General features: G+C 62.0%; 16 protein-coding genes. 7 read left to right on the top strand and 9 right to left on the bottom strand.

Translation table 11 applies throughout. The annotated features are described in order from the left end of the window. Window positions 1–92: 92 nt before the first annotated feature. The gene (locus FFS30_RS22890; RefSeq protein WP_137915522.1) at window positions 93–1,007 is read right to left on the bottom strand and encodes a LysR family transcriptional regulator; all 915 of its coding nucleotides are present in this window, start codon (window positions 1,005–1,007) and stop codon (window positions 93–95) included. A 134-nt stretch (window positions 1,008–1,141) separates the two neighbouring features. On the opposite strand from FFS30_RS22890, the gene FFS30_RS22885 reads away from it, so the two are divergent. The 4 genes from FFS30_RS22885 (at window position 1,142) to FFS30_RS24010 (ending at window position 3,928) form a co-directional block, all read left to right on the top strand. Further along, complete coding sequence (locus FFS30_RS22885; protein WP_137915521.1) at window positions 1,142–2,071, top strand: alpha/beta hydrolase; 930 nt, start codon at window positions 1,142–1,144, stop codon at window positions 2,069–2,071. Between the two features lie 21 nt (window positions 2,072–2,092). Next, entirely contained in the window at window positions 2,093–2,734 is a 642-nt protein-coding gene (locus tag FFS30_RS22880; RefSeq protein ID WP_137915520.1) for an SDR family oxidoreductase, read from the top strand. A gap of 34 nt (window positions 2,735–2,768) precedes the next feature. Next, window positions 2,769–3,689 carry an alpha/beta hydrolase gene (locus FFS30_RS22875; protein WP_137915519.1) on the top strand — a complete coding sequence of 307 codons (921 nt, stop codon included), beginning with the start codon at window positions 2,769–2,771 and terminating at the stop codon, window positions 3,687–3,689. Window positions 3,690–3,763: 74 nt separating this feature from the next. Further along, window positions 3,764–3,928 (top strand): hypothetical protein, encoded by a 165-nt coding sequence (locus FFS30_RS24010; protein ID WP_171014815.1) that lies wholly within the window; start codon window positions 3,764–3,766, stop codon window positions 3,926–3,928. Window positions 3,929–3,930: 2 nt separating this feature from the next. Here FFS30_RS24010 and FFS30_RS22870 read toward each other — a convergent pair whose 3' ends face one another. The 7 genes from FFS30_RS22870 to FFS30_RS22840 all read right to left on the bottom strand — a co-directional run bounded on the left by FFS30_RS22870 (window position 3,931) and on the right by FFS30_RS22840 (window position 12,624). Further along, window positions 3,931–6,237, bottom strand: a complete 2,307-nt coding sequence (locus tag FFS30_RS22870; protein WP_137915518.1) for an FdhF/YdeP family oxidoreductase — start codon at window positions 6,235–6,237, stop codon at window positions 3,931–3,933. A 349-nt stretch (window positions 6,238–6,586) separates the two neighbouring features. Beyond that, complete coding sequence (locus FFS30_RS22865; protein ID WP_137915517.1) at window positions 6,587–7,282, bottom strand: DUF4386 family protein; 696 nt, start codon at window positions 7,280–7,282, stop codon at window positions 6,587–6,589. A gap of 496 nt (window positions 7,283–7,778) precedes the next feature. After that, window positions 7,779–8,783 carry a hypothetical protein gene (locus FFS30_RS22860; protein WP_137915516.1) on the bottom strand — a complete coding sequence of 335 codons (1,005 nt, stop codon included), beginning with the start codon at window positions 8,781–8,783 and terminating at the stop codon, window positions 7,779–7,781. A 1-nt stretch (window position 8,784) separates the two neighbouring features. Then, the gene (locus FFS30_RS22855; RefSeq protein WP_137915515.1) at window positions 8,785–9,738 is read right to left on the bottom strand and encodes a cupin domain-containing protein; all 954 of its coding nucleotides are present in this window, start codon (window positions 9,736–9,738) and stop codon (window positions 8,785–8,787) included. A 12-nt stretch (window positions 9,739–9,750) separates the two neighbouring features. Further along, window positions 9,751–11,061, bottom strand: coding sequence for a trigger factor (locus FFS30_RS22850; protein WP_137915514.1), 1,311 nt, complete (start codon window positions 11,059–11,061; stop codon window positions 9,751–9,753). Then, complete coding sequence (locus tag FFS30_RS22845) at window positions 11,045–11,710, bottom strand: Fe2+-dependent dioxygenase (RefSeq protein ID WP_171014813.1); 666 nt, start codon at window positions 11,708–11,710, stop codon at window positions 11,045–11,047. Before FFS30_RS22845 ends, FFS30_RS22850 begins: the two co-directional genes overlap by 17 nt. 59 nt (window positions 11,711–11,769) lie before the next feature. Further along, entirely contained in the window at window positions 11,770–12,624 is an 855-nt protein-coding gene (locus FFS30_RS22840) for a hypothetical protein (protein ID WP_137915512.1), read from the bottom strand. A 205-nt stretch (window positions 12,625–12,829) separates the two neighbouring features. Between FFS30_RS22840 and FFS30_RS22835 the strand changes: the two genes are divergently transcribed. Beyond that, window positions 12,830–16,576 carry an Ig-like domain-containing protein gene (locus tag FFS30_RS22835; RefSeq protein WP_137915511.1) on the top strand — a complete coding sequence of 1,249 codons (3,747 nt, stop codon included), beginning with the start codon at window positions 12,830–12,832 and terminating at the stop codon, window positions 16,574–16,576. Window positions 16,577–17,011: 435 nt separating this feature from the next. Here the strand turns inward: FFS30_RS22835 and FFS30_RS22830 are convergent, their stop codons facing one another. Continuing rightward, entirely contained in the window at window positions 17,012–17,305 is a 294-nt protein-coding gene (locus tag FFS30_RS22830) for a DUF1330 domain-containing protein (RefSeq protein ID WP_137915510.1), read from the bottom strand. Window positions 17,306–17,493: 188 nt separating this feature from the next. Here FFS30_RS22830 and msrB point away from each other — a divergent pair, with 188 nt between their 5' ends. Then, window positions 17,494–17,940 (top strand): peptide-methionine (R)-S-oxide reductase MsrB, encoded by a 447-nt coding sequence (msrB, locus tag FFS30_RS22825; protein ID WP_137915546.1) that lies wholly within the window; start codon window positions 17,494–17,496, stop codon window positions 17,938–17,940. Then, on the top strand, window positions 17,937–18,458 hold the full coding sequence (gene msrA, locus FFS30_RS22820) for a peptide-methionine (S)-S-oxide reductase MsrA (protein WP_137915509.1): 522 nt from the start codon (window positions 17,937–17,939) through the stop codon (window positions 18,456–18,458). Before msrB ends, msrA begins: the two co-directional genes overlap by 4 nt. Window positions 18,459–18,781: the final 323 nt, after the last annotated feature.

Raw genomic sequence — 18,781 nt, 5'->3', positions numbered from 1 at the left:
ACGCCTGGCGGCAATCTGACTTCGACGACGGTGACTGCCACACCGACGCCGGCGCCCGGCGCCGCGGTGAGGGTTCAGCTTAACCGCAGCATTTACACGCGAGCTATCGCTTCTCGTTTCTCGACTAGAAAATCCAGCAAGGCGCGCAGCTTCAGTGGCATCTGCTCGCGCGAGGGCGCATACAGATAGAAACCCGGAAACGGTGGGCACCATTCGCGCAGTACGCGTATCAGCCTGCTCTCATTGATTGCAGTCTGCACCGCGACGTTGATGTGCTGGATCAGGCCAATGCCTTGCAGCGCAGCGCGCAGCATCCCATCGTCGTCATTGACCACGTAACGCCCCTTCACTTCGACAGTGAATTCGTGACCGCTGCCGGGCATGGTGAATTCCCAGTCGTGCAGGCCACCGCCGCGGTAGCGGTAATTGATGCAATTGTGATGCACCAGATCGGCGGGCGCATCCGGTTTGCCGTGGCGCTTGAAGTAGTCAGGCGTGCCTACTACCGCCATTTCCAGCGTCTGGGTGATCGGTACGGCGATCATATGCTCGGCCAGACTTTCGCCGAGGCGAATACCGGCATCGCACCCTTCGGCGATGATGTTGGATAGACCGTCGTCCAGCATCAACTCCAACGTGACGCGCGGATAACGATCTAGGAATTCGGACAGATGCGGTTCGATGAAATGCCGCGCGGCCATACGCGCCATGTTGACCCGCAACAGACCCGATGGTTCGCCACTGGCTTCGCCCAGGTCGCGCAGGGCCGACTCGATCGTCGCCAGTGATGGCTGCAGCGAATCCAGCAGGTGCTGTCCGGCTTCCGTCAGCGACATGTCGCGGGTGGTTCGGTACAACAGGCGCGTGCCGAGCTGTTTCTCCAGCGCCTTAAGGTTTTGCGACAGTGCCGCCCGCGACACGCCCATCTCGGTGGCAGCCTTGGTGAAGCTGCCGTGTCGCGCCACAAGGGCAAACCATGCCAGTGAGGGGAGCAGACTGGGATTCATGCCTTCATTGTAAATCAGAACTTACGTCTAACGTTCAGATTATGGTCTTCCGATATCCAAATTGCTGGCGTATCGTCTCTTCACGCTAATGCGGCACCGTAGCCCGCAAGGGCCTCGTCTCAAGGAGAACCGTCATGGAAATCATCAAATTCCGCAACGCCGACATGTACTGGGATATCGCAGCGACCCTGCAATTCCCCCCGGGATTCGACAAAAACAAGAAATATCCGACGATCATCAGCGCGCACCCGATCGGCAGTTGCAAGGAACAGACCTCCGGCAACGTGTACGGCAAGGCGCTGGCCGAGGCAGGTTTCGTGGTAATTGCCTTCGATCGCAGCACCCAGGGCGCCAGCGGCGGTGAGCCGCGCTACATCGAGGATCCCACCCTGGCTGTGGAGGATTTCCGCCACGTTGTCGACTACCTCGTCACCTTGCCTTATGTGGATGAAGACCGGATCGGTGTGCTCGGCATCTGTGGTGGTGGTGGCTATGCCATCAATATCACCATGACCGAGCGCCGCATCAAGGCGCTGGCCAGCATTACCGGCGTGAATTTCGGCCGCCTGTGCCGCGAAGGCTTCAGTGGCTACGACCCGATCGGAGCATTGGAAGCGATGGGCCAGCAGCGCACGGCCGAAGCGCGCGGCGCCGATCGAAAGGTGGACGTGTTTGTACCGCTATCGCTCGAAGCCGCTGCCCAGGCCGGCATCACTGACGTCGACGTGTTGGGTGCCACTGACTACTACCGCAATCGCTGCGTGAAAGACGGCGCCGGCACTCGCGCGCTGTTCTCGCATCGCGCCGCTTCGATCGGTTGGGACGCGTTCCACCTGGCCGAGTCCCTGCTGACCACGCCGATGATCGTGGTGATAGGCGACAAGCCCGGCGGTTTCGGCGCCTATCGCGATGGCCAAGAGATTTATGGCCGTGCGGCATCGAAACACAAGGAGCTAGTGTTGGTGGAAAACACTTCGCACTACGAGCTTTACGACCAAGCGGGCCCGGTGGGCAAGACATTGGAGCGCGTGGTGCCGTTCTTCAAGCAGCACCTCGCTGCCTGATCCGACATCGGAGACATCGCGATGAACAAGCACGTACTGATCCTGGGCGCCGGCGGACAGATTGCCCGCCACGTGATCGCCGACTTGGCCAGTGATGCCCATGTCCACCAGACGCTGTTCCTGCGGCACGCACGCAAGCTGCAGGGCAAGACCCCAACAAACGCGCAGGTAGTGGAAGGCGATGTATTGAACACGTCTGCGCTGGCCAATGCGATGACGGGGCAGGACATGGTCTACGCCAACCTCACCGGCGCTGACATCGACGAGCAAGCCAAGGCCGTCATTGCGGCAATGCAGGCCGCCGGCGTGAAGCGTCTTGTCTTCGTTACTTCGCTCGGTATCTACGACGAACTGCCGGGCAGGTTCCAGAAGTGGAACAAGTCGATGATTGGCGAAGACCTCAAACCATTCCGCCGTGCCGCCGAGGCCATTGAGGCCTCAGGCCTGGACTACACGATTCTGCGCCCGGCATGGCTTACCGATGAGGATGAGGTGGACTACGAGATTACCGTCAAGGGCGAGACCTTCAAGGGCACCGAGGTTTCACGTCGCAGCGTGGCCGATCTTGTCGCCAAGATCATCGTCAATCCGTCATTACACGTGCGTAGCAACCTCGGCATCGACAAGCCCGGCACTGATGGCGACAAGCCTTCGTTCTACTGAATCCTATTTTTTCAACGCGTACAGGAGACGCATCATGGAATCCAAGAAGATCAGCATCATCAATCGCAATGGCAACGGCGTCACGCTGTCGGCCGTCATCAACTATCCCGAAGGCTTCGATGCGGGCAAGCGCTATCCGGCCGTGGTCGTTTCGCACCCGGGCGGCGGCGTCAAGGAACAGACCGCCGGCACCTATGCGAAGAAGTTGGCCGAGCAAGGCTTCGTCACCATCGCCTATGACGCTTCTTATCAAGGCGAGAGCACCGGTGAGCCGCGCCAACTCGAAAATCCTTACGTGCGCACGGAAGACGTCAGCGCCGTGATCGATTATCTGGACACCCAGTCTTACGTGGACCAGAACAAGATCGGCGCGATGGGCATTTGTGCCGGCGCCGGTTACACCGCCAATGCAGCGATCAATGATCATCGAATCAAGGCCGTGGGTACGGTCAGCATGGTCAACATCGGCCAGATGTTCCGCAACGGTTGGGAGAACAATATCAAGGACGCCGATGCCATTCCGGTGCGGGACATGGGTGCCGATGCGCGCCGCGCGGCGGCCGACGGCAGCAAGGACGGCATTTTCCCGCTGGCGCCGATGCGCGAACAAGATGCGCCCAATGCCGAGTTGCGCGAAGCCTGGGAGTACTACCACACCCCGCGTGCGCAATATCCTACTGCGCCGGGCTACATGACCGCGCGCAGCCTCGACCAGATCATTACTTACGACGCCTACAACAAGGCCGAGGCGTTCCTGACCCAGCCGTTGCTGACGGTGGTGGGTAGCGAGGCCGGCAGCAAGTGGATGAGCGACGACCTGATGCGGCGCGCCGGTACCGCGGACAAGCGGCAGTATATTGTTGAAGGCGCCAACCACATGTCGATGTACGACGGCGAGGGCTATGTCAACGAAGCGATCGGACAACTCGCGCCGTTCTTCAAGAGCAAGATGTGACGCAGAAAGAGCCGCGTCGATGTTGATGCCTGTTGGCTGTTGTCGATGCGACCACGTTGTCGGCGGTACGGATCATGGTGAGCATTACCTGGTCGCGCGCCGCCAGTTTCGCAATCGGTTTTGTGCATGCCGCATGGCAAGGAGATCGCAGCGACGTGAAAGCTGTCTTGTCGATTGTTGTCGCTGCAATCGATGCCTTGATAGTGGTTAGAACATTGATGACTTATCGGGCGCGATAACCTTATTGACGCATCGCGCGCGCAGCGCCCGGTTGAGCTTGCGTCACGCGGACAGGTACCGATTTATAGGACGGCGTGCCGCTGGCCTTGTCGATATAGTCGAGCGGCACGAGACAGTTGCCTTCGGGGTAGTAGGTGGCGACCGAGCCGCGGGCGATTTTGTAGATCACCGCGATCACTTTTGTCATGCGGCGTTCGTCGCCTTTGCCGAACGCGGTTTCCACGAGGAGTTCATCGCCTTCCGCGATGCCGCGCTCGGCGAGGTCCTCTTCATTCATGAAGAGCACGTCGCGCCGCCCGAAAACGCCGCGGTAGCGATCGTTCAAACCATAGATGGTCGTGTTGTATTGGTCGTGGCTGCGCAGCGTGGTCAGTTTGAGGATCGTGCGATCGGTAAAAGCCGGATCTTCCTGCAGCCCGGTGAAGAGAAGAAATTCCGCCTTGCCTGACGCTGTGTTCCAGACACGCTGCGTGGGCGGCAACGGCAAGCGAAAACCTCCGGGAATGCGGATGCGCTCGTTGTATCGCTCGAAGTCCGGAAAAACCGCTTCGATGGCATCGCGGATGCGGTCGTAGTCTTCGATCAGATGCGTCCACGGCACTTTGCTCTCGGGGAGCGTCGCAGCGGCGATGCCCGCAACGATTGCAGGTTCCGATTTCAGCGTTTCCGAAGCCGGCTTCAGCTTGCCGCGCGATGCGTGCACCATCGACATGGAATCTTCCACGGTGATCGACTGTGGCCCCGTGGCCTGTATATCGCGTTCGGTGCGGCCCAGGCACGGCAGGATGAAGGAGTTCTCGCAGGTAAGCAGATGCGAGCGATTGAGCTTGGTGGCGATATGCACCGAGAGGTCGAGCCGCCGCATGGCCGCGAAACACGCTTGCGGATCGGGCAGCGCCACCGCCAGATTGCCGCCGAGACATATCAGCGCTTTTGATTCGCCTGCGGCGATGGCCTGCATGCCCGCCACGGCGTCATGGCCGTGCGCGGCCGGTGGGTTGAAACCGAAGGTTTGTCCGATGCGACCGAGCATGGCGGCGCTTGGCTTTTCGGTAATGCCGACGGTCCGGTCGCCCTGTACGTTGGAATGCCCGCGCAGCGGACAGATTCCCGCACCGGGCTTGCCGAAGTTGCCGCGCAGCAACAGCAAATTGGCAATCTGCTGGACATTCTGCGTGCCCATGCTGTGCTGGGTCATTCCCATGCCGTAGGTGATGATGGTCGCGTTCGACTTGGCATAGGCTTCCGCGACCTTGTACAACTCGTCCTCGGACAAGCCGGAAACCGTCTCGATGTCCTGCCAGGAAGTCGCGCGAAGATCGGCGGCGAGATCCTCGAACCCGTTCGTGTGTTCGGCGATGAAGGCGCGGTCGAGAACGGAGGACTGCGATCCTTGTGCTGCATCCATTTCGAGCAGCGCTTTCATGATGCCTTTGAGAGCCGCGGCGTCGCCGCCGACGCGCGGCTGAAGATAGGTCGACGCAATCTCGGTGGCGCCGAAGGTCGCCATCTCGAGCGGGTCTTGCGGATCGGCGAAGCGCTCGAGGGCGCGCTCACGCAACGGATTGAACACTATGATCGGCGCGTTGCGGCGCGCCACCTCATGGAGCGTGCCCATCATGCGCGGATGATTCGTGCCCGGGTTGTGTCCCATCGCGATGATCAGTTCGCAATGATCGAAATCATCGAGCGAAACGGTGCCCTTGCCGATGCCGATGGACTGCGGAAGGCCCACGCTCGTGGCCTCGTGGCACATGTTCGAGCAGTCCGGGAAATGGTTGGTGCCGTATTCGCGAGCGAAGATTTGATAGAGGAAGGCCGCTTCGTTGGAAGCGCGCCCCGAGGTGTAGAACTCCACCGCGTTCGGGTTGGCCTGCTTGCGCAGCAGCGCGCCGATGCGCGCAAAAGCCTCCTCCCAGCTGACCGCTTCGTAGAGGTCCTTGTCTGCGTTGTAGACCATCGGATGCGTCAGCCGGCCCTGGTCTTCCAACTGATAGTCGCTCCATTCGCGTAGCGAGGTGACCGTATGCTCGGCAAAAAATGCGGGAGGGACGCGCTTGTTCGTCGCCTCCCAGGTGACCGCCTTGGCGCCGTTTTCGCAGAAACGGAAGGTGGATTTGTGCTCTTTGTCGGGCCACGCGCAGCCCGGGCAGTCGAACCCTTCGGGTTGATTGGTTCGTAGCAGCGTGACGGCCGCTTCCGGAGCGTTCATCTGCTCCTGGACGGCCTTGGCCGTTGCGCGCAACGCTCCCCAGCCACCGGCAGGCGCGTTATAGGGACGAATGCCGGGAATCTCTTTATCGGCCATGACACCCTCGTGCTACGACGCTTGGGTTACCCGTGCTTGTCGGCGGACAGTCAAAATGGGATGACGCGCTTTTCAGATAGTGTCGCACTCCGCTTTACCCTGCACCATACTTTTGCCGGTCTGAAGTGGGTCGATGTCACCTGCAACCATTGTGATTGCGCAGCGTTATCCGAACGCACCGAGCCACGTGACCACGCAAGGCCTCGACCAGATCATCATCTACAACTTCGCGCCGAAGTCCCCTATCAACAAGGCGCGGGCTCCCGCAAAAATGAACTTCGCAAAGAGGCGATGCCACGACGGCAACGAGTTGTTCAGAACGCGATCAATCAGCTTTGCGAGCGCATTTTCAGCGGTCCAGACCGCGCCATGTTAGCCACAACCCTAGCGCTGGATAGAAAAGTCCGATCGGCACCAACAGCAGCAATTGGACCGGGAATCCGAAAACGCCCATGCCCACGGCGACCATTTGAATCAGCGCCGTCACGATGCCGGCGATGGTCAGTGCTCGGGGGATGGCACGGGCGCGGCCTAGCAGGACGAAAAAGAGCGTGAGGGTAAAGCCGCCGAGCAACTTGGTGGGCAGGTGGATGCCGACACGCAGCGCACGCAGCAAATGTTCCGCCAGTACGCTATCTACGGCGTCGGGCTTGCCAAGGCTCTGCAGATCGGCTCCGAGCCGGCCCATGGCCATCAGTACGGCGTCTTCGGTCATGCTCGCGGCAAGCAGGGCCACCAGCAGCCCGACATAAATTCGCGTGAGCAGCGGTTGCTGCGCTTGATAACGCAACATGAGCGCAACGCCCAGCGCAATGCCGATCACCGCGCCGACCATGTCCACCATGGCGGAAGAGCCGAGCAGCGGCCGCATCGTCGCCGCGCGCGCCAATAAGTCGGGCCCGGTCAGTAGTTTTTCCTGCCACGAGAAATTGGAAGCCATCTCAAAGACGTATTCCAGCAACATCGAAAGGCCCAACAGTCGTCCCAGTGTTTTGGGTTCAAGAAGTCGCGCCTGTGTGTGGGGTAAGCTCGTGCTGAATATCATCCTGAGTCCTCGGATTAAGGAAAATTATTCACGTCACACCGTGGCGCTAAACCGCCCGTGAAGGTCCGTTGCCGTGCGCGGCGGATAAGTGGGTAGCAACGATATGGCGCGGAAATGCCTGGGGACGCGCGTGTCCTAGGCCGATGCGTTCATGATTTGCCTCTCGGAAATTCGGCGAGAGGTAATCTCGTCACATCAGCGGGCATGCGGAAGAGACAAGCCGACCGGCGGCGGGATTCGCGGTATGTGCCGCGTTATCGCACGACGGACGGGGCAGTAATCGTCGCGCGGTTATGCTGCCGCCGCATATCGTCGAAGGCCAGGTCTCGAATAAGCAGATGCACCGATGTGGCGGTCACTGCCACCCTGGCAAATAGACTGTGGCCGGGATCGCGTTGCCTATCGGGGACCGGGCAAACGCTGCAAATGACGAACCGGTACATCATCGCATCGCGCACCGGACGAACATTATCGGAGCGTGCCGCTCAGAGATGCCTCATGGCTCGTGGAGCGAAGACCGCAATGCGTTGTACGCGGGCTGTGCCCAGCGTTCGGCGGCGTCGACCACCGCCATGCTAGCCATGGCGCGTTTGCGCTGCCGATCGTCGGCGAAGGCGATCTGGCGATCTGCGTCCTTCGAGTACCAGGCGAACGTCTGCGTAAGGGCAGAATCGTCGGGCAGCGGCAGGCCGAAGTAGTGAGCGACACGTCGCAGACCGGCCGCGTCCAGCGAATCGTAGTCGACGACTCGGCAGTTCGAATCGAGACCGGCGCGCGCCGCGTCGATGAAGGTCGCGTACATGCGTGCGCAAAATTCTTCGTCGCCGAGGTCGACGGAGGACAGCGTCGGCCAGCCGAGGATTTCGCGCGCGAGCGCCGGCTTCCCCTTGAGTTCCATCCACCAGCCGCCGGCGAGATTGGCCACCATGACTTCGACCGGATTGCGCACGACCACAACACAGGGAACCTGCGGCCACCAGGCACGGATCAGCGACAGCGCAAGAATATCGACGCTGGTGAACTTCACGATCAGCGGCGCCGGCGTGCCGGAGAGGTAGTGGGAGAACGCTCTGAAAAGTGCCTCGATTAGCTTGCGGCGCAGATCATGCCAGCGCTGACGGAGATAGACGCTGCCCGGATCGAAATAAGGCCGCATCAGTCTGGTGATCGCGCGCGACTCGGAGACGACGATCGTTCCCGGCGCATGGCGCATCGCGTTGGCGACCAAGGTCGAGCCGCAGTGGGATACGTGGAATATGAAACCGCTCGGTTGTACCCGTTCGAGCTTTTCGCCTAGCCAGAGCAGGGTGTCCAGGCTCGTGTCGATCAGGCGCGCGGCAGGATTCGCCTTGCGCACGCTGTCGATGGTGTGCTCCATGAACGGTTCGGAGAGTGCGCGGTCGCCGACGTGCAGCCAACGCACCGTCGCCTCCGCCAGCAAAGACGGCATAGCCTGAAACGAGAAGTCGACAGGCAGCCAGCCTTTACCGGAAAACGCCATTTCAGGATTCCTGTTCGGCGGCAATCAGCCGGATCACGCCGTTGCGCTGCAGCGTCGACAGGAATGCCAGAATCTCATCCGAATCGAAATCGGCGCTGAGACCGCGGATAGCCTCCGCAACGGTCAGTGGCGCGTGGTCGAGCAAATAGCGCAGCACGGGCATTGCCGAGGCCAAGAACGAATATTCGCGTGCCTGTGACTTAAAGGCGATCTTGCCGTCGAGACGGCGATAGATGCGCGGCTTTCGCGGCAACGCGATCTCGATGCGATGGGCGGGCGTCGGCAAAGTATCGAGATCGACGATGGCCTCTGGCGACGACGTCGCCAGTAATGCGCGCTGGTTTTGCCATACGGCAAAGCGCTCGAGCAGGCTGGCAACGCGAAACGCCTCCGCCACCTTGCGGCGCAGGTCGATGAGATAGTCTGCCTTCGCAGCGGGATCGCCGAAGCGCGGCACATCCGCGGTCACAAGTTCTTGTGCCGCGAGTTCCTCGACGAGCCAGTGCAACAGCTCGGTGCCGGTCGGATTGTGAATCTCGAGAAGCCGTGGTGCCGGTGTGGCATCTGCCGATTCGGCGGAACACCAAGAGCCGCGCGGCAGATAAAGAGCGTCGCCGACGGATAGCGTCGCTTCCCAGGTGGGCGAGTCGCTGGTCTTGGAGTCGCTGCCATGCACGCGCCATTGCACGTCGCCCGCGCAACCGAGCACGAACAGATCTTTGCGGCAGCGGACCGGTTCGCGCCAGGGCCACGGTGTGGTCGGCACATGCGGCGAGACCGGTACATCGAGGTCATAGGCAAGGTTGAGGCAAAGGGAGGCGATGGCGGCATCCCCGTCTGCCAACGATGCAACGATCTTCGTCGCTGTGCCACGCAGCAGGATCGGCTGCACACCGAAAAACTCGTGCAGGAACTGCGAGGTCGGTACGGGATGCAGGAGCTCGGCGAGATTCACGCGTTGCCGGCCTCAGGCCATCATTGCGCGCAGCACCGCCGCGTCCACCGGCCGGTCTTCGGTGCGCGCCGCGGAGAGAAAGTGGTCGATCACCGCATTCTCCAGCGCGGCGGTGTCTGCGGCGCGAATGCCGAGACGCCTGGCCATTTCGCCGATCACCAGACCGAGACGCAGACGCCGTTCGGCGATCTCTCTGAGCGTTGCGTCGGCAATGTCCGCCGCCGCCGGCAGCGATGCGCGGATGATATTGATCTCGTGGTCAACCTGGAGCGGGAACAGGGCGATCGCATAGCCGTCGAGACGATCGAGGACTTGCGTGCGCAGATGCTGGCGCACGAAGTCACCGGCAGCGGGCACTTGCTCGCGGGCTTCCGCCGACGGTTGTAGCCGGATAATCGGCGATGCCGCGAAGTCGGGCATCGGCAGCGACGGCAGATGATTGGCGTCGATTTCGACTTCCATGTCGCCTTCGTCCGCGCCGGCGATCAGTCGGCACGCCGATGCGACGCTGCCGTCCGGAAGCGCGGTGCGCGTGAGCGCCGCGGCGAGCGATTTCAGCGCATCGGCGCGCGCCTGCCGCCCGTAGCGTTCTTCGAGCAGGGCAGGCGGAATCTGTCCCGGCGCGAAACCCGGCAGGCGCACCGTAGCGCCGATCGCAGCAAGGCGTTCGGCGATCACCGGTGCGATCGCGGAAGCGGGCACGCTCGCGGCGTAGACGCGATGGATGCCGTCGCTGCGCAGTTCGCGCAGCGCAGGCGCTGCGGCGGTGTTGGGCGTCGCCGCTTCGCGTTCGAGCTTGAACGCAACGGTGACGCGCAGTTCAGGGCAATGGCGCGACGGCGCACGGCCCGCATGGAAAATGCGCGAATCGAAGAACACCGCGCGATTGGGCACCACGCGCGAGGCCAGCGCAATTTCCCCATCGGCGCGGTGGAACACCGTTTCGCCTTCCCACTCGAGCTTCCACTCGGGATGCGGATAGAAGAGCAGGGTGAATGTGCCGGAGCGGCCGTCGTCTCGATGCAGCGCGCCGCCGAGGCCGAAGGTGTGTCCATTCGCGTACTGGCGCACGACACGCAATTTGTGGCCGGCCAATGCCTCGCAGCGCGCGCGCAGTTGTCGCCAGATCTCGTCGAACACCGGATGGCCGTCCAGGTCCATCTTCCAGAAACGTGCCGGCGATGTCCGGGCAGAGCCGTGGCCGAATTGCCAGCGGCTTTCCTGACATGCCTGCCACGCCGCCAGATGCAGCGACGCAGGAAGGCAGTCGTCGAGGATTTCGATGAGCGCTTCGTCAGCGCCGGGCTCAACGGCGGGTGGCATAACGAATGAGGTTGTGCAGCGATCGGTTTAGAGCCAGCGCAAAACTGCAGTTCTCGTCCTCGGCTTGGCGTGCGATCCGCCCGAGGTCGAGGAGCGTTTCGCGCAGATCGGCGTCACCGATAGCGGACTGGATCCAGGTCACCATCGCAAGCCGCACGCCGCGGGTGACGGGCGCCACGCGGTGCAGGGTGCCGGCGGAGTAAACGATGGCCTCGCCGGCATCGAGCTTGATCGGCTCTTCGCCGCGCTGCCGATGGATCACGAGTTCGCCGCCGTCGTAGCTCGACGGCGGGCTCAGGAACAAAGTCAGCGCGAGGTCGGTGCGCACGCCGTTGAATCCGCCCATGAACGAGCTGTCGATATGCGGGCCGTAGTACATGCCGGGTTCGTAACGGCTGAAGAACGGCTGCGCGATGCGTTGCGGCATGGCGACCGCGCAGAAATCCGCATGGGCGGTCAGCGCCGCCAGTGCTTTTTTCTCGGCACTCTGCGCTTCGGCTCCGTCGGAGGACGTCTGCAGGTTGTGTTTGATGTCTCGTGCGCCGCCGCCGGCCGTTGCCTTGCCGTCGATGAATTGGCGCGAGGCCAAGTCACGGACGAGCTCGTCGACGCCGGCGTGGTCGAGAATGCGAAAGACTTCGTACTGCATCGGGTCAGCGGCGAGCCTCGGACCCGGCATCCTGCACTACTGATCGGGCCGCCATCAAGTCACTGGCGAAGGATCAGATAATTGCCCGTCTTCAACGCATTCGCGCTGGCAGGATCGTGCGCCACCTTGACGACGAGCAGGCCGTCGGTCGGCGTGGTTCCGGTCAAGGTGCTGCCGGCACCCTCGAGCGAGCCGCTCGCGAGCTGATTGTTGCTGCTGTCGTACGCAGTTACCTTCAAGCCCTGCGTGATGGCCTGAGAATTGCTGAGGGTAAAGGTCGTTCCCGCGCTCAGCCCTTGGAATTCGAAGCAGTCGACGTCGGCGTTGCTGGAGATCGTGCCCGACACGAACATCGTGGCGTTCGGCAGCACGTAACCCGGCAGCACGCCGGGGAAATCATACGGAGCCGGCGCGGTTTTCTCAGTGATGGTGAGGCCCATTTCGGCCGTCAGTGCCGCCTGATAGGTCGGACTGCCGATCGGACCCAGCCGCGGACCGAACGTCTCTTCGACGACCAGCTTGCCGTCGCCCGGTATGGTGCCGGACACGGTGGCTCCCGAACCCTCGAGTGTCGCAGACCCAAGCAGTGTCCCCGTACTGGTGAACACGAACATCTTCATGCTCTTTTCTTGGTTCAGCGGATTGTATTGGCTGTGAATGGAAAAATTGTGGCCTGGCGCGAGACCCTGAAACTCGAAAAAGTCGATTTGGTCCGACGACGCGTTCAATTGACCGTCCACCGTATTGGTGCCCAAGGGCAGCAAATAGCCGGGCGCGACGTTTGGAAAGTCCGCCGGCGCAGGGGCCGTGCCTTCGACGATAAGTACGGTGTTGGCCCCAGCTTGGCTCGAGACCAGAGTGAAGCAACTCGTGGCGAGCAACAGGCGTATGTGCTCGGAATGCGATTTCAGCATGGCCCCCCCGCTGACGATGGCACAGAGATCGCTCTGTGCGGTGTGGGCGCCACTTTAAGTTTTGCGAGGCGACCGCGTCAAGCCGAAAAATTTCGCGCACGTCGTCATACTCAGATGCCGCGCAGTTTGTTACGATGGCGCAGCCAAAACCTTCGCCACTCAAACCCGGCAAGGTGCGCTTCGCGGAATCTTCTAGGGGGAAGTCGTGCGAGCCATACATTTCGCCAATAGCGGCGCGCAGCATGCGCGCGTGTATCGCATTCTTGTCGTTATCGCCTTGCTTCTGTTGCAAGGACTGCTCGCCACTGCGGCGTCCGCAGCCACCGTCGTCGTGACCAGCTTGAGCGACAACGGCGCGGGTTCGCTGCGCAATGCGGTGACGAACGCCAACAACGGCGACGTCATCACGTTTACCTCAGGGCTGACCGGCACCATCAGTGTGCTGAGCACGTTGCCGGTGACGAAGAATGTGACGATCACCGGGCCTGGAGCGGCCGCGCTCGCGATCGACGGCGGCAATAGCGTGGGTGTCCTGAGCGTTGCGGCCGGCACCACGGTATCCATCTCGGGCCTCACAATCACCCACGGCAATGCGGGCGCCGGCTCCGGCGGCGGCATCTTCAACCGGGGTACGCTCACATTGAACGGCGTCAGCGTGACCAACAATACGGCGACGCTTGGCGGCGGCATCAACAGCGATGCCGGCAGTTTGACCCTCACCGGCTGCACGATCTCCGGCAATCAAGCGGCGGGCGGGGCAGGCGGCGGGTTGTACTTGTCCGCAGGCAGCGCCAATGTGACCGGATCGACGATATCGGGAAACTCTGCCGGCACGGCCGCCGGCATCATGAACGGCAGTACGCTTACCCTGACCACCTCGACGGTGTCGAACAATACGGCTGCTTCGGCGGGCGGTGGCATCGTCAACAACAACAGCCTTACGGCGACGAGCAGCACGCTCTCCGGCAACACGGTGACGAGCGGCAACGGCGGCGGCTTGCAGAACTACGGTTCGACGATGACGCTGACCAACGTAACGATATCCGGCAACACGGCGACTGGTGGCGCGGGCGGCGGTATCGACAATTGGGGCACCACGGTCCAGATTGTCTACGCGACGATCTCCGCGAACATTGCCGGCAACGGTGGCGGATTCAATAATGAAGTCGGCACCGACTCGACCGGACGCAACATCGCGCTGGCCAACAGCATCGTCGCCGGCAATACGGCGACGAGCAATGCGGATCTCGCCAGCGCCGTAGGCGCTTATACGAACACCGGCGGCAATATGATCGGCGGTAATCCGCTGCTTGGGGCGTTGGCGAACAACGGGGGGCCGACTGCCACCATGCTGCCGCAGGCGGCGTCCGCGGTGCTGGGGCTCGCGGGTGTCGTGGCCGGTGCGCCGACGACCGACCAACGCGGTGACGCGCGTCTTGCCGGTGCCCTCGACAGCGGCGCCGTGCAAGTGCAGCGCGCGCTGCTCAGCGTGGCCGTCGCCGACAGCGGCAACGGCGGCAATGTCGTCAGCGCAGGCGCGACCAGCGCGAAGATTGCCGGCGGCGGCTCCGTGAACAACTGTTCGAGTGCGGGCACGGCGGGCACTTGCTCGAGCTACTACGATGTCGAAGGCGGCTCTGCGCCGGCGGTGACCTTGACGCTGACGCCCGCCGCCGGCTGGAGCGTGGAATCGGCGAGTGGTTGCGGCGGCAGCTACACCGGCGGGACGACTTATGTCACGTCGGCGCTTTCCGCGAACTGCACCGTCAACGTCACGTTCGTGCAGAACTCGACGCTGCACTTCAGCGTGGCCGTCCCGGGAACGGCAACCGCAGGCTCGAGCTTTACCTACACGGTCACCGCGCTGGACAGCGGCAACAACACCGTGCTCGGCTACGATGGCAGCGTGCATTTCTCGAGCAGCGACGGCTCCGCTACGCTGCCTGCGAATTCCACCTTGACCCAGGGCGCGGGCAGTTTCACCGCGACACTGGTTACTGCGGGCACGCAGACGATCACGGCTGCTGACTCCGCTTCGCCGTCGACGACCGGAACCAGCGGCGCGATCAACGTGACCGCAGCGGCAGCGACTCATTTCAGCGTGAAAGCGCCGTTGACGGCGACGGTCGGAAGCAGCATCAGCTTCAGCGTCACCGCATTCGACGCGTTCAACAATATCGCCACGGGCTACACGGGCTCGGCGCATTTCTCCAGCAGCGATGGAACAGCCACGCTGCCCGCGAATTCGGGGTTGACCAACGGCGTCGGCTCGTTCCCCGCGACGCTGCGCACCGCCGGTACGCAGACGATCACGGTGACCGACAGTGCTACTCCGGGCGTGACGGGCACGTCCAACAACATCACGGTCAGCAAGGCAACGACGACGACGACCGTGGCCTCACCGTCGGCGATCTCACTGGGGGCGTCGGTCACCGTCACGGCGACGGTAACTTCGACGGGAGGCACTCCCACGGGCAACGTGACGATCACCGATACCACCGACTCTCTGAGCTGCAGCTACGCTCTATCCGCACCGACGCCGGGCTGTTCGCTGACGCCCACGTCGACCGGAACGAAGTCGTTGTCGGCCAGCTATGCCGGCGATACGAATTTCCTCACGAGCAGCAGCACTGTCCCCGGCAGCTTGACGGTCAACGCGGCGCAACCCGGCAGCACGGTGTCGAGCAGCGTCAATCCTTCCGTATTCGGCCAGCCGGTGACGGTGACTGCGACGGTGACCGCTCCGAGCGGCGGCGTGACACCGACCAGCAACGGCAGCAACGTGCATTTCCTCGTCGGCGGCAGCGAGATTTGCGCCGGCTCGCCTTTGACCGCGGGCTCGGGCAAATCCGCCAGCGCCACCTGCGCGATCCCGCAGGCGAGCCTGACGATCGGCAACCATAGCGTGCAGTTCAACTACGACGGCGATGCGAACAACAAGGCGTCTTCGAGCACGTTGACTGGCGGGCAGACCGTGAATACCGCGGCAACGACGCTGACTGTCGATCCGCCTGCGGCTACGTCGATCGGCCAGTCGGTGACGGTGACCGTGCACGTGGCGACGAACGCGCCCGGTGCCGGTACGCCGGACGGCAGCGTGACGGTGAGTGACGGTGCCGCCAATTGCGTGGTTACTCTGAGCGGCGGTTCCGGCAGTTGCAGCCTCACTCCACCTGCGCCTGCGGGCAGCCAGACACTCAACGCCAACTATGCGGGATCGACGAATTTCGCGAACAGCACCGGCAGCGCCAGCGTGACGATCAATGCTGCTGCGACGACGACGGTGGTCACGAGCTCGACGAATCCCAGTATATTCGGCCAGGCGGTGACGTTCACGGCCGCGGTCAGCCCTGCCTCAGGGGCGCCGGCGCCCACCGGCACCGTGACCTTCACCAATACCACCTCGGGGGCGACGTTGTGCACCGGCGCGACGCTCGCGGCCGGCAGTGCGACCTGCACTGCGTCGACGCTTGCAGTCGGCAACGACGTGGTGCAAGCGAGCTATTCGGGCGACGCCAACAGCCTGGCTTCGAAGGGGGCATTGACTCAAACGGTGAACAAGGGCGGCACCACAATGACGCTCACGGTCAACCCGAGCAATGCCAATCCGGGCCAGACAATCACTCTGAGCGCTACCGTATTCGGCGATCCGCCGACGGGTTTAGTCACGTTCCTCGACGGTGCCACGAGCTTGGGTAGCAGTGCGCTGACGGCGACGAGCACCACGTCGAGCGTGGCCACGTTCCAGACCAGCTCGCTCGGTATCGGCACGCACAATCTCAGCGCGACGTTCGCAGGTGATGCGAACAACAGCGCCAGCGCCAGCGCTGTGGTCGTCGTCGCGGTAACGCCGCCGCCGGTGGCAGCTCCGGCTCTCTCCGCGTGGGCGTTGCTGCTGCTATGCGCATCGATTGCCGCAGGTGCTTGCGTTCTTCTGCCGCGTCATCGATGACGAAAGGCCTTCCGCGCGTCTGACGCGGAAGGCCTTGGTAGCCAGTCGAGGACACAGTTCGATACTCGTGTCCGCGAGCTGTACGCTCTTGGGTGGTTGAAGGCTTCGGGATTGCCTTCCTTGCATAGCCTTCCCTGCATCTACTCTTCGCCGCTTTCAGCCGATGGCTTAGCGGGGGAGAGTGATCAGGGCGCGTTATCACGAGTCGGAGCGCGCTTCGATTGTCGAAGAAGATTGCCGGACAAGCATCGCGAGTGCGCCGAAGAAATTGAACGACTTCGTGTTCTGTCTCTGCCTGCGGCTAGGCAGCCAGAGTCGGCGCATCTATGGTGCTGACATCCCTCCCATTCAGCATGCCAATCGGGCCAGAGCTGATTTTCGAATTTGACGACTAAGCAGATGCGGCAGTTTCGGTGGCGTTGCAGATCGCTCGCCTTATCCGACACCTTCGACAATACGTAAGTCTCTTTCGACGGCATCGCCAAGTACACGAAGCGCTGCTTGATAGTCGGGGCTATCGTGTGCGGCGATTGCCTGCGCAACGCTGTCGAACTCGATGAGCACCACGCGTTGAGCAAGCCCCTCGTCGTAGACCTGAGCAGGATTCCCGCGAGCCAGAATGCGCGCGCCGGATTTGATTAGTGCTGGAGCGGCGAGCTTTGAATATTCAGCGAAGGCATTGGCATCTCTGACCGAATGATATGCAGCGATCCAGTAGGCTTTGGCCATGGTTACGTCCGTAGACAAGCGAAAATGAGATTGCAATATTATCGGTGGCTACCACGTTAAGAAAGCAGGCTTTCGCCGAGCAAAACGATGCTTTTGAGGGCATCGTGATGGCGACTCCGGTCCACGATGATCTTGTGGAACTGGCCTGCGTCCCCACTTCAAACGTCCGTCATTCGGGAGATCAGGTTATGACCGAGTATCGCAAGACCGCCGAAGCGGTGGCGGCATTGACGCCTGAGCAGTATCGCGTCACCCAGGAGAATGCGACGGAACGCCCCGGCACGGGTTCGTTGTTGCACAACAAAGCCGCGGGTATTTACGTCGATATCGTTTCGGGCGAGCCGCTGTTTGCTTCGTCGGACAAATACGAATCGGGCTGCGGCTGGCCGAGTTTCACCAAACCAATCGAGCCGGCCCATATCCGCGAACTGCGCGACTCGAGCCACGGCATGCTCCGCACCGAGGTGCGGTCGGCCAATGGCGACAGTCATCTCGGTCATGTCTTCGAAGATGGTCCCCGCGATCGCGGCGGTTTGCGCTACTGCATCAATTCGGCGTCGTTGCGGTTCGTGCCGCGCGAACAGATGGAGGCTCAAGGCTATGGCGCGTATCTCGATCAAGTGGAGGACATATGACGACGACGGAGCGCGCGATTCTTGCGGGCGGCTGCTTCTGGGGCATGCAGGAACTGATTCGGCACATGAAGGGCGTGGTCAGCACGCGCGTCGGCTATTCGGGCGGGGACGTCGCTCATGCAACGTACCGCAACCACGGCACGCATGCCGAGGCGATTGAAATCGTTTTCGATCCCGCCGAGTTGAGCTATCGCGAACTGCTTGAGTTTTTCTTCCAGATTCACGATCCGACGACGAAGAACCGGCAGGGCAATGACATCGGCGCAAGCTATCGCTCGGCGATCTACTACACCACGCCGGAGCAGGAACAGATTGCCGAAGATACCATCGACGACGTCAATGCCTCGGGGCTGTGGCCCGGCAAAGCGGTCACCGAAGTCGAGCCAGCCGGCGATTTCTGGGAGGCAGAACCGGACCACCAGGATTATCTTCAGCATTATCCAAACGGATATACCTGTCATTTCCCGCGCCCGAATTGGCGGCTGCCGAAGCGGGCGAACCGTGCGGCTTCAATTTGATTGTGGACTATGGCCTGCCGCAGCAGGCCGGGCCGTATCGCACGCGACCAGATGGCGTTTGCGCCACGGCCTTTAGCAAGTTATCGCGTTCGGTCCTGGCGCTGCGATATCTGATTGCGCACGGAAATGAGAGATCGCTCACATTGCCGTAAACATCCCAGCCTGTTTACGGCGCTGCGATGCGCCGTAATCCCCCGGGATCAGCTGCATTCGGCCGATCGCATCTGAGATAAACTCGTAAGGCGTCATATCTGCAATCCACTGCCGCAGGGGAGATCGAATGCAGCAGGTGACAGGCGCTTACGGCCAAGGGCTCGCAAAAT

Source organism: Rudaea sp. 3F27F6 (genome assembly GCF_005503555.1).
Lineage (GTDB): Bacteria > Pseudomonadota > Gammaproteobacteria > Xanthomonadales > Rhodanobacteraceae > Rudaea.
This window is presented reverse-complemented; position numbering and strand designations above follow the sequence as displayed.

What these genes read in the sequence shown, in the direction of transcription:
- FFS30_RS22885 (WP_137915521.1), top strand. Translation starts at nt 1,142, where the DNA reads ATGGAAATCATCAAATTCCGCAACGCCGACATGTACTGGGATATCGCA.
- FFS30_RS22890 (WP_137915522.1), bottom strand. Translation starts at nt 1,007, where the DNA reads ATGAATCCCAGTCTGCTCCCCTCACTGGCATGGTTTGCCCTTGTGGCG.
- msrA (WP_137915509.1), top strand. Translation starts at nt 17,937, where the DNA reads ATGACGACGACGGAGCGCGCGATTCTTGCGGGCGGCTGCTTCTGGGGC.
- FFS30_RS22850 (WP_137915514.1), bottom strand. Translation starts at nt 11,061, where the DNA reads ATGCCACCCGCCGTTGAGCCCGGCGCTGACGAAGCGCTCATCGAAATC.
- FFS30_RS22830 (WP_137915510.1), bottom strand. Translation starts at nt 17,305, where the DNA reads ATGGCCAAAGCCTACTGGATCGCTGCATATCATTCGGTCAGAGATGCC.
- msrB (WP_137915546.1), top strand. Translation starts at nt 17,494, where the DNA reads ATGACCGAGTATCGCAAGACCGCCGAAGCGGTGGCGGCATTGACGCCT.
- FFS30_RS22880 (WP_137915520.1), top strand. Translation starts at nt 2,093, where the DNA reads ATGAACAAGCACGTACTGATCCTGGGCGCCGGCGGACAGATTGCCCGC.
- FFS30_RS22860 (WP_137915516.1), bottom strand. Translation starts at nt 8,783, where the DNA reads ATGGCGTTTTCCGGTAAAGGCTGGCTGCCTGTCGACTTCTCGTTTCAG.
- FFS30_RS22865 (WP_137915517.1), bottom strand. Translation starts at nt 7,282, where the DNA reads ATGATATTCAGCACGAGCTTACCCCACACACAGGCGCGACTTCTTGAA.
- FFS30_RS22840 (WP_137915512.1), bottom strand. Translation starts at nt 12,624, where the DNA reads ATGCTGAAATCGCATTCCGAGCACATACGCCTGTTGCTCGCCACGAGT.
- FFS30_RS24010 (WP_171014815.1), top strand. Translation starts at nt 3,764, where the DNA reads ATGGTGAGCATTACCTGGTCGCGCGCCGCCAGTTTCGCAATCGGTTTT.
- FFS30_RS22870 (WP_137915518.1), bottom strand. Translation starts at nt 6,237, where the DNA reads ATGGCCGATAAAGAGATTCCCGGCATTCGTCCCTATAACGCGCCTGCC.
- FFS30_RS22875 (WP_137915519.1), top strand. Translation starts at nt 2,769, where the DNA reads ATGGAATCCAAGAAGATCAGCATCATCAATCGCAATGGCAACGGCGTC.
- FFS30_RS22845 (WP_171014813.1), bottom strand. Translation starts at nt 11,710, where the DNA reads ATGCAGTACGAAGTCTTTCGCATTCTCGACCACGCCGGCGTCGACGAG.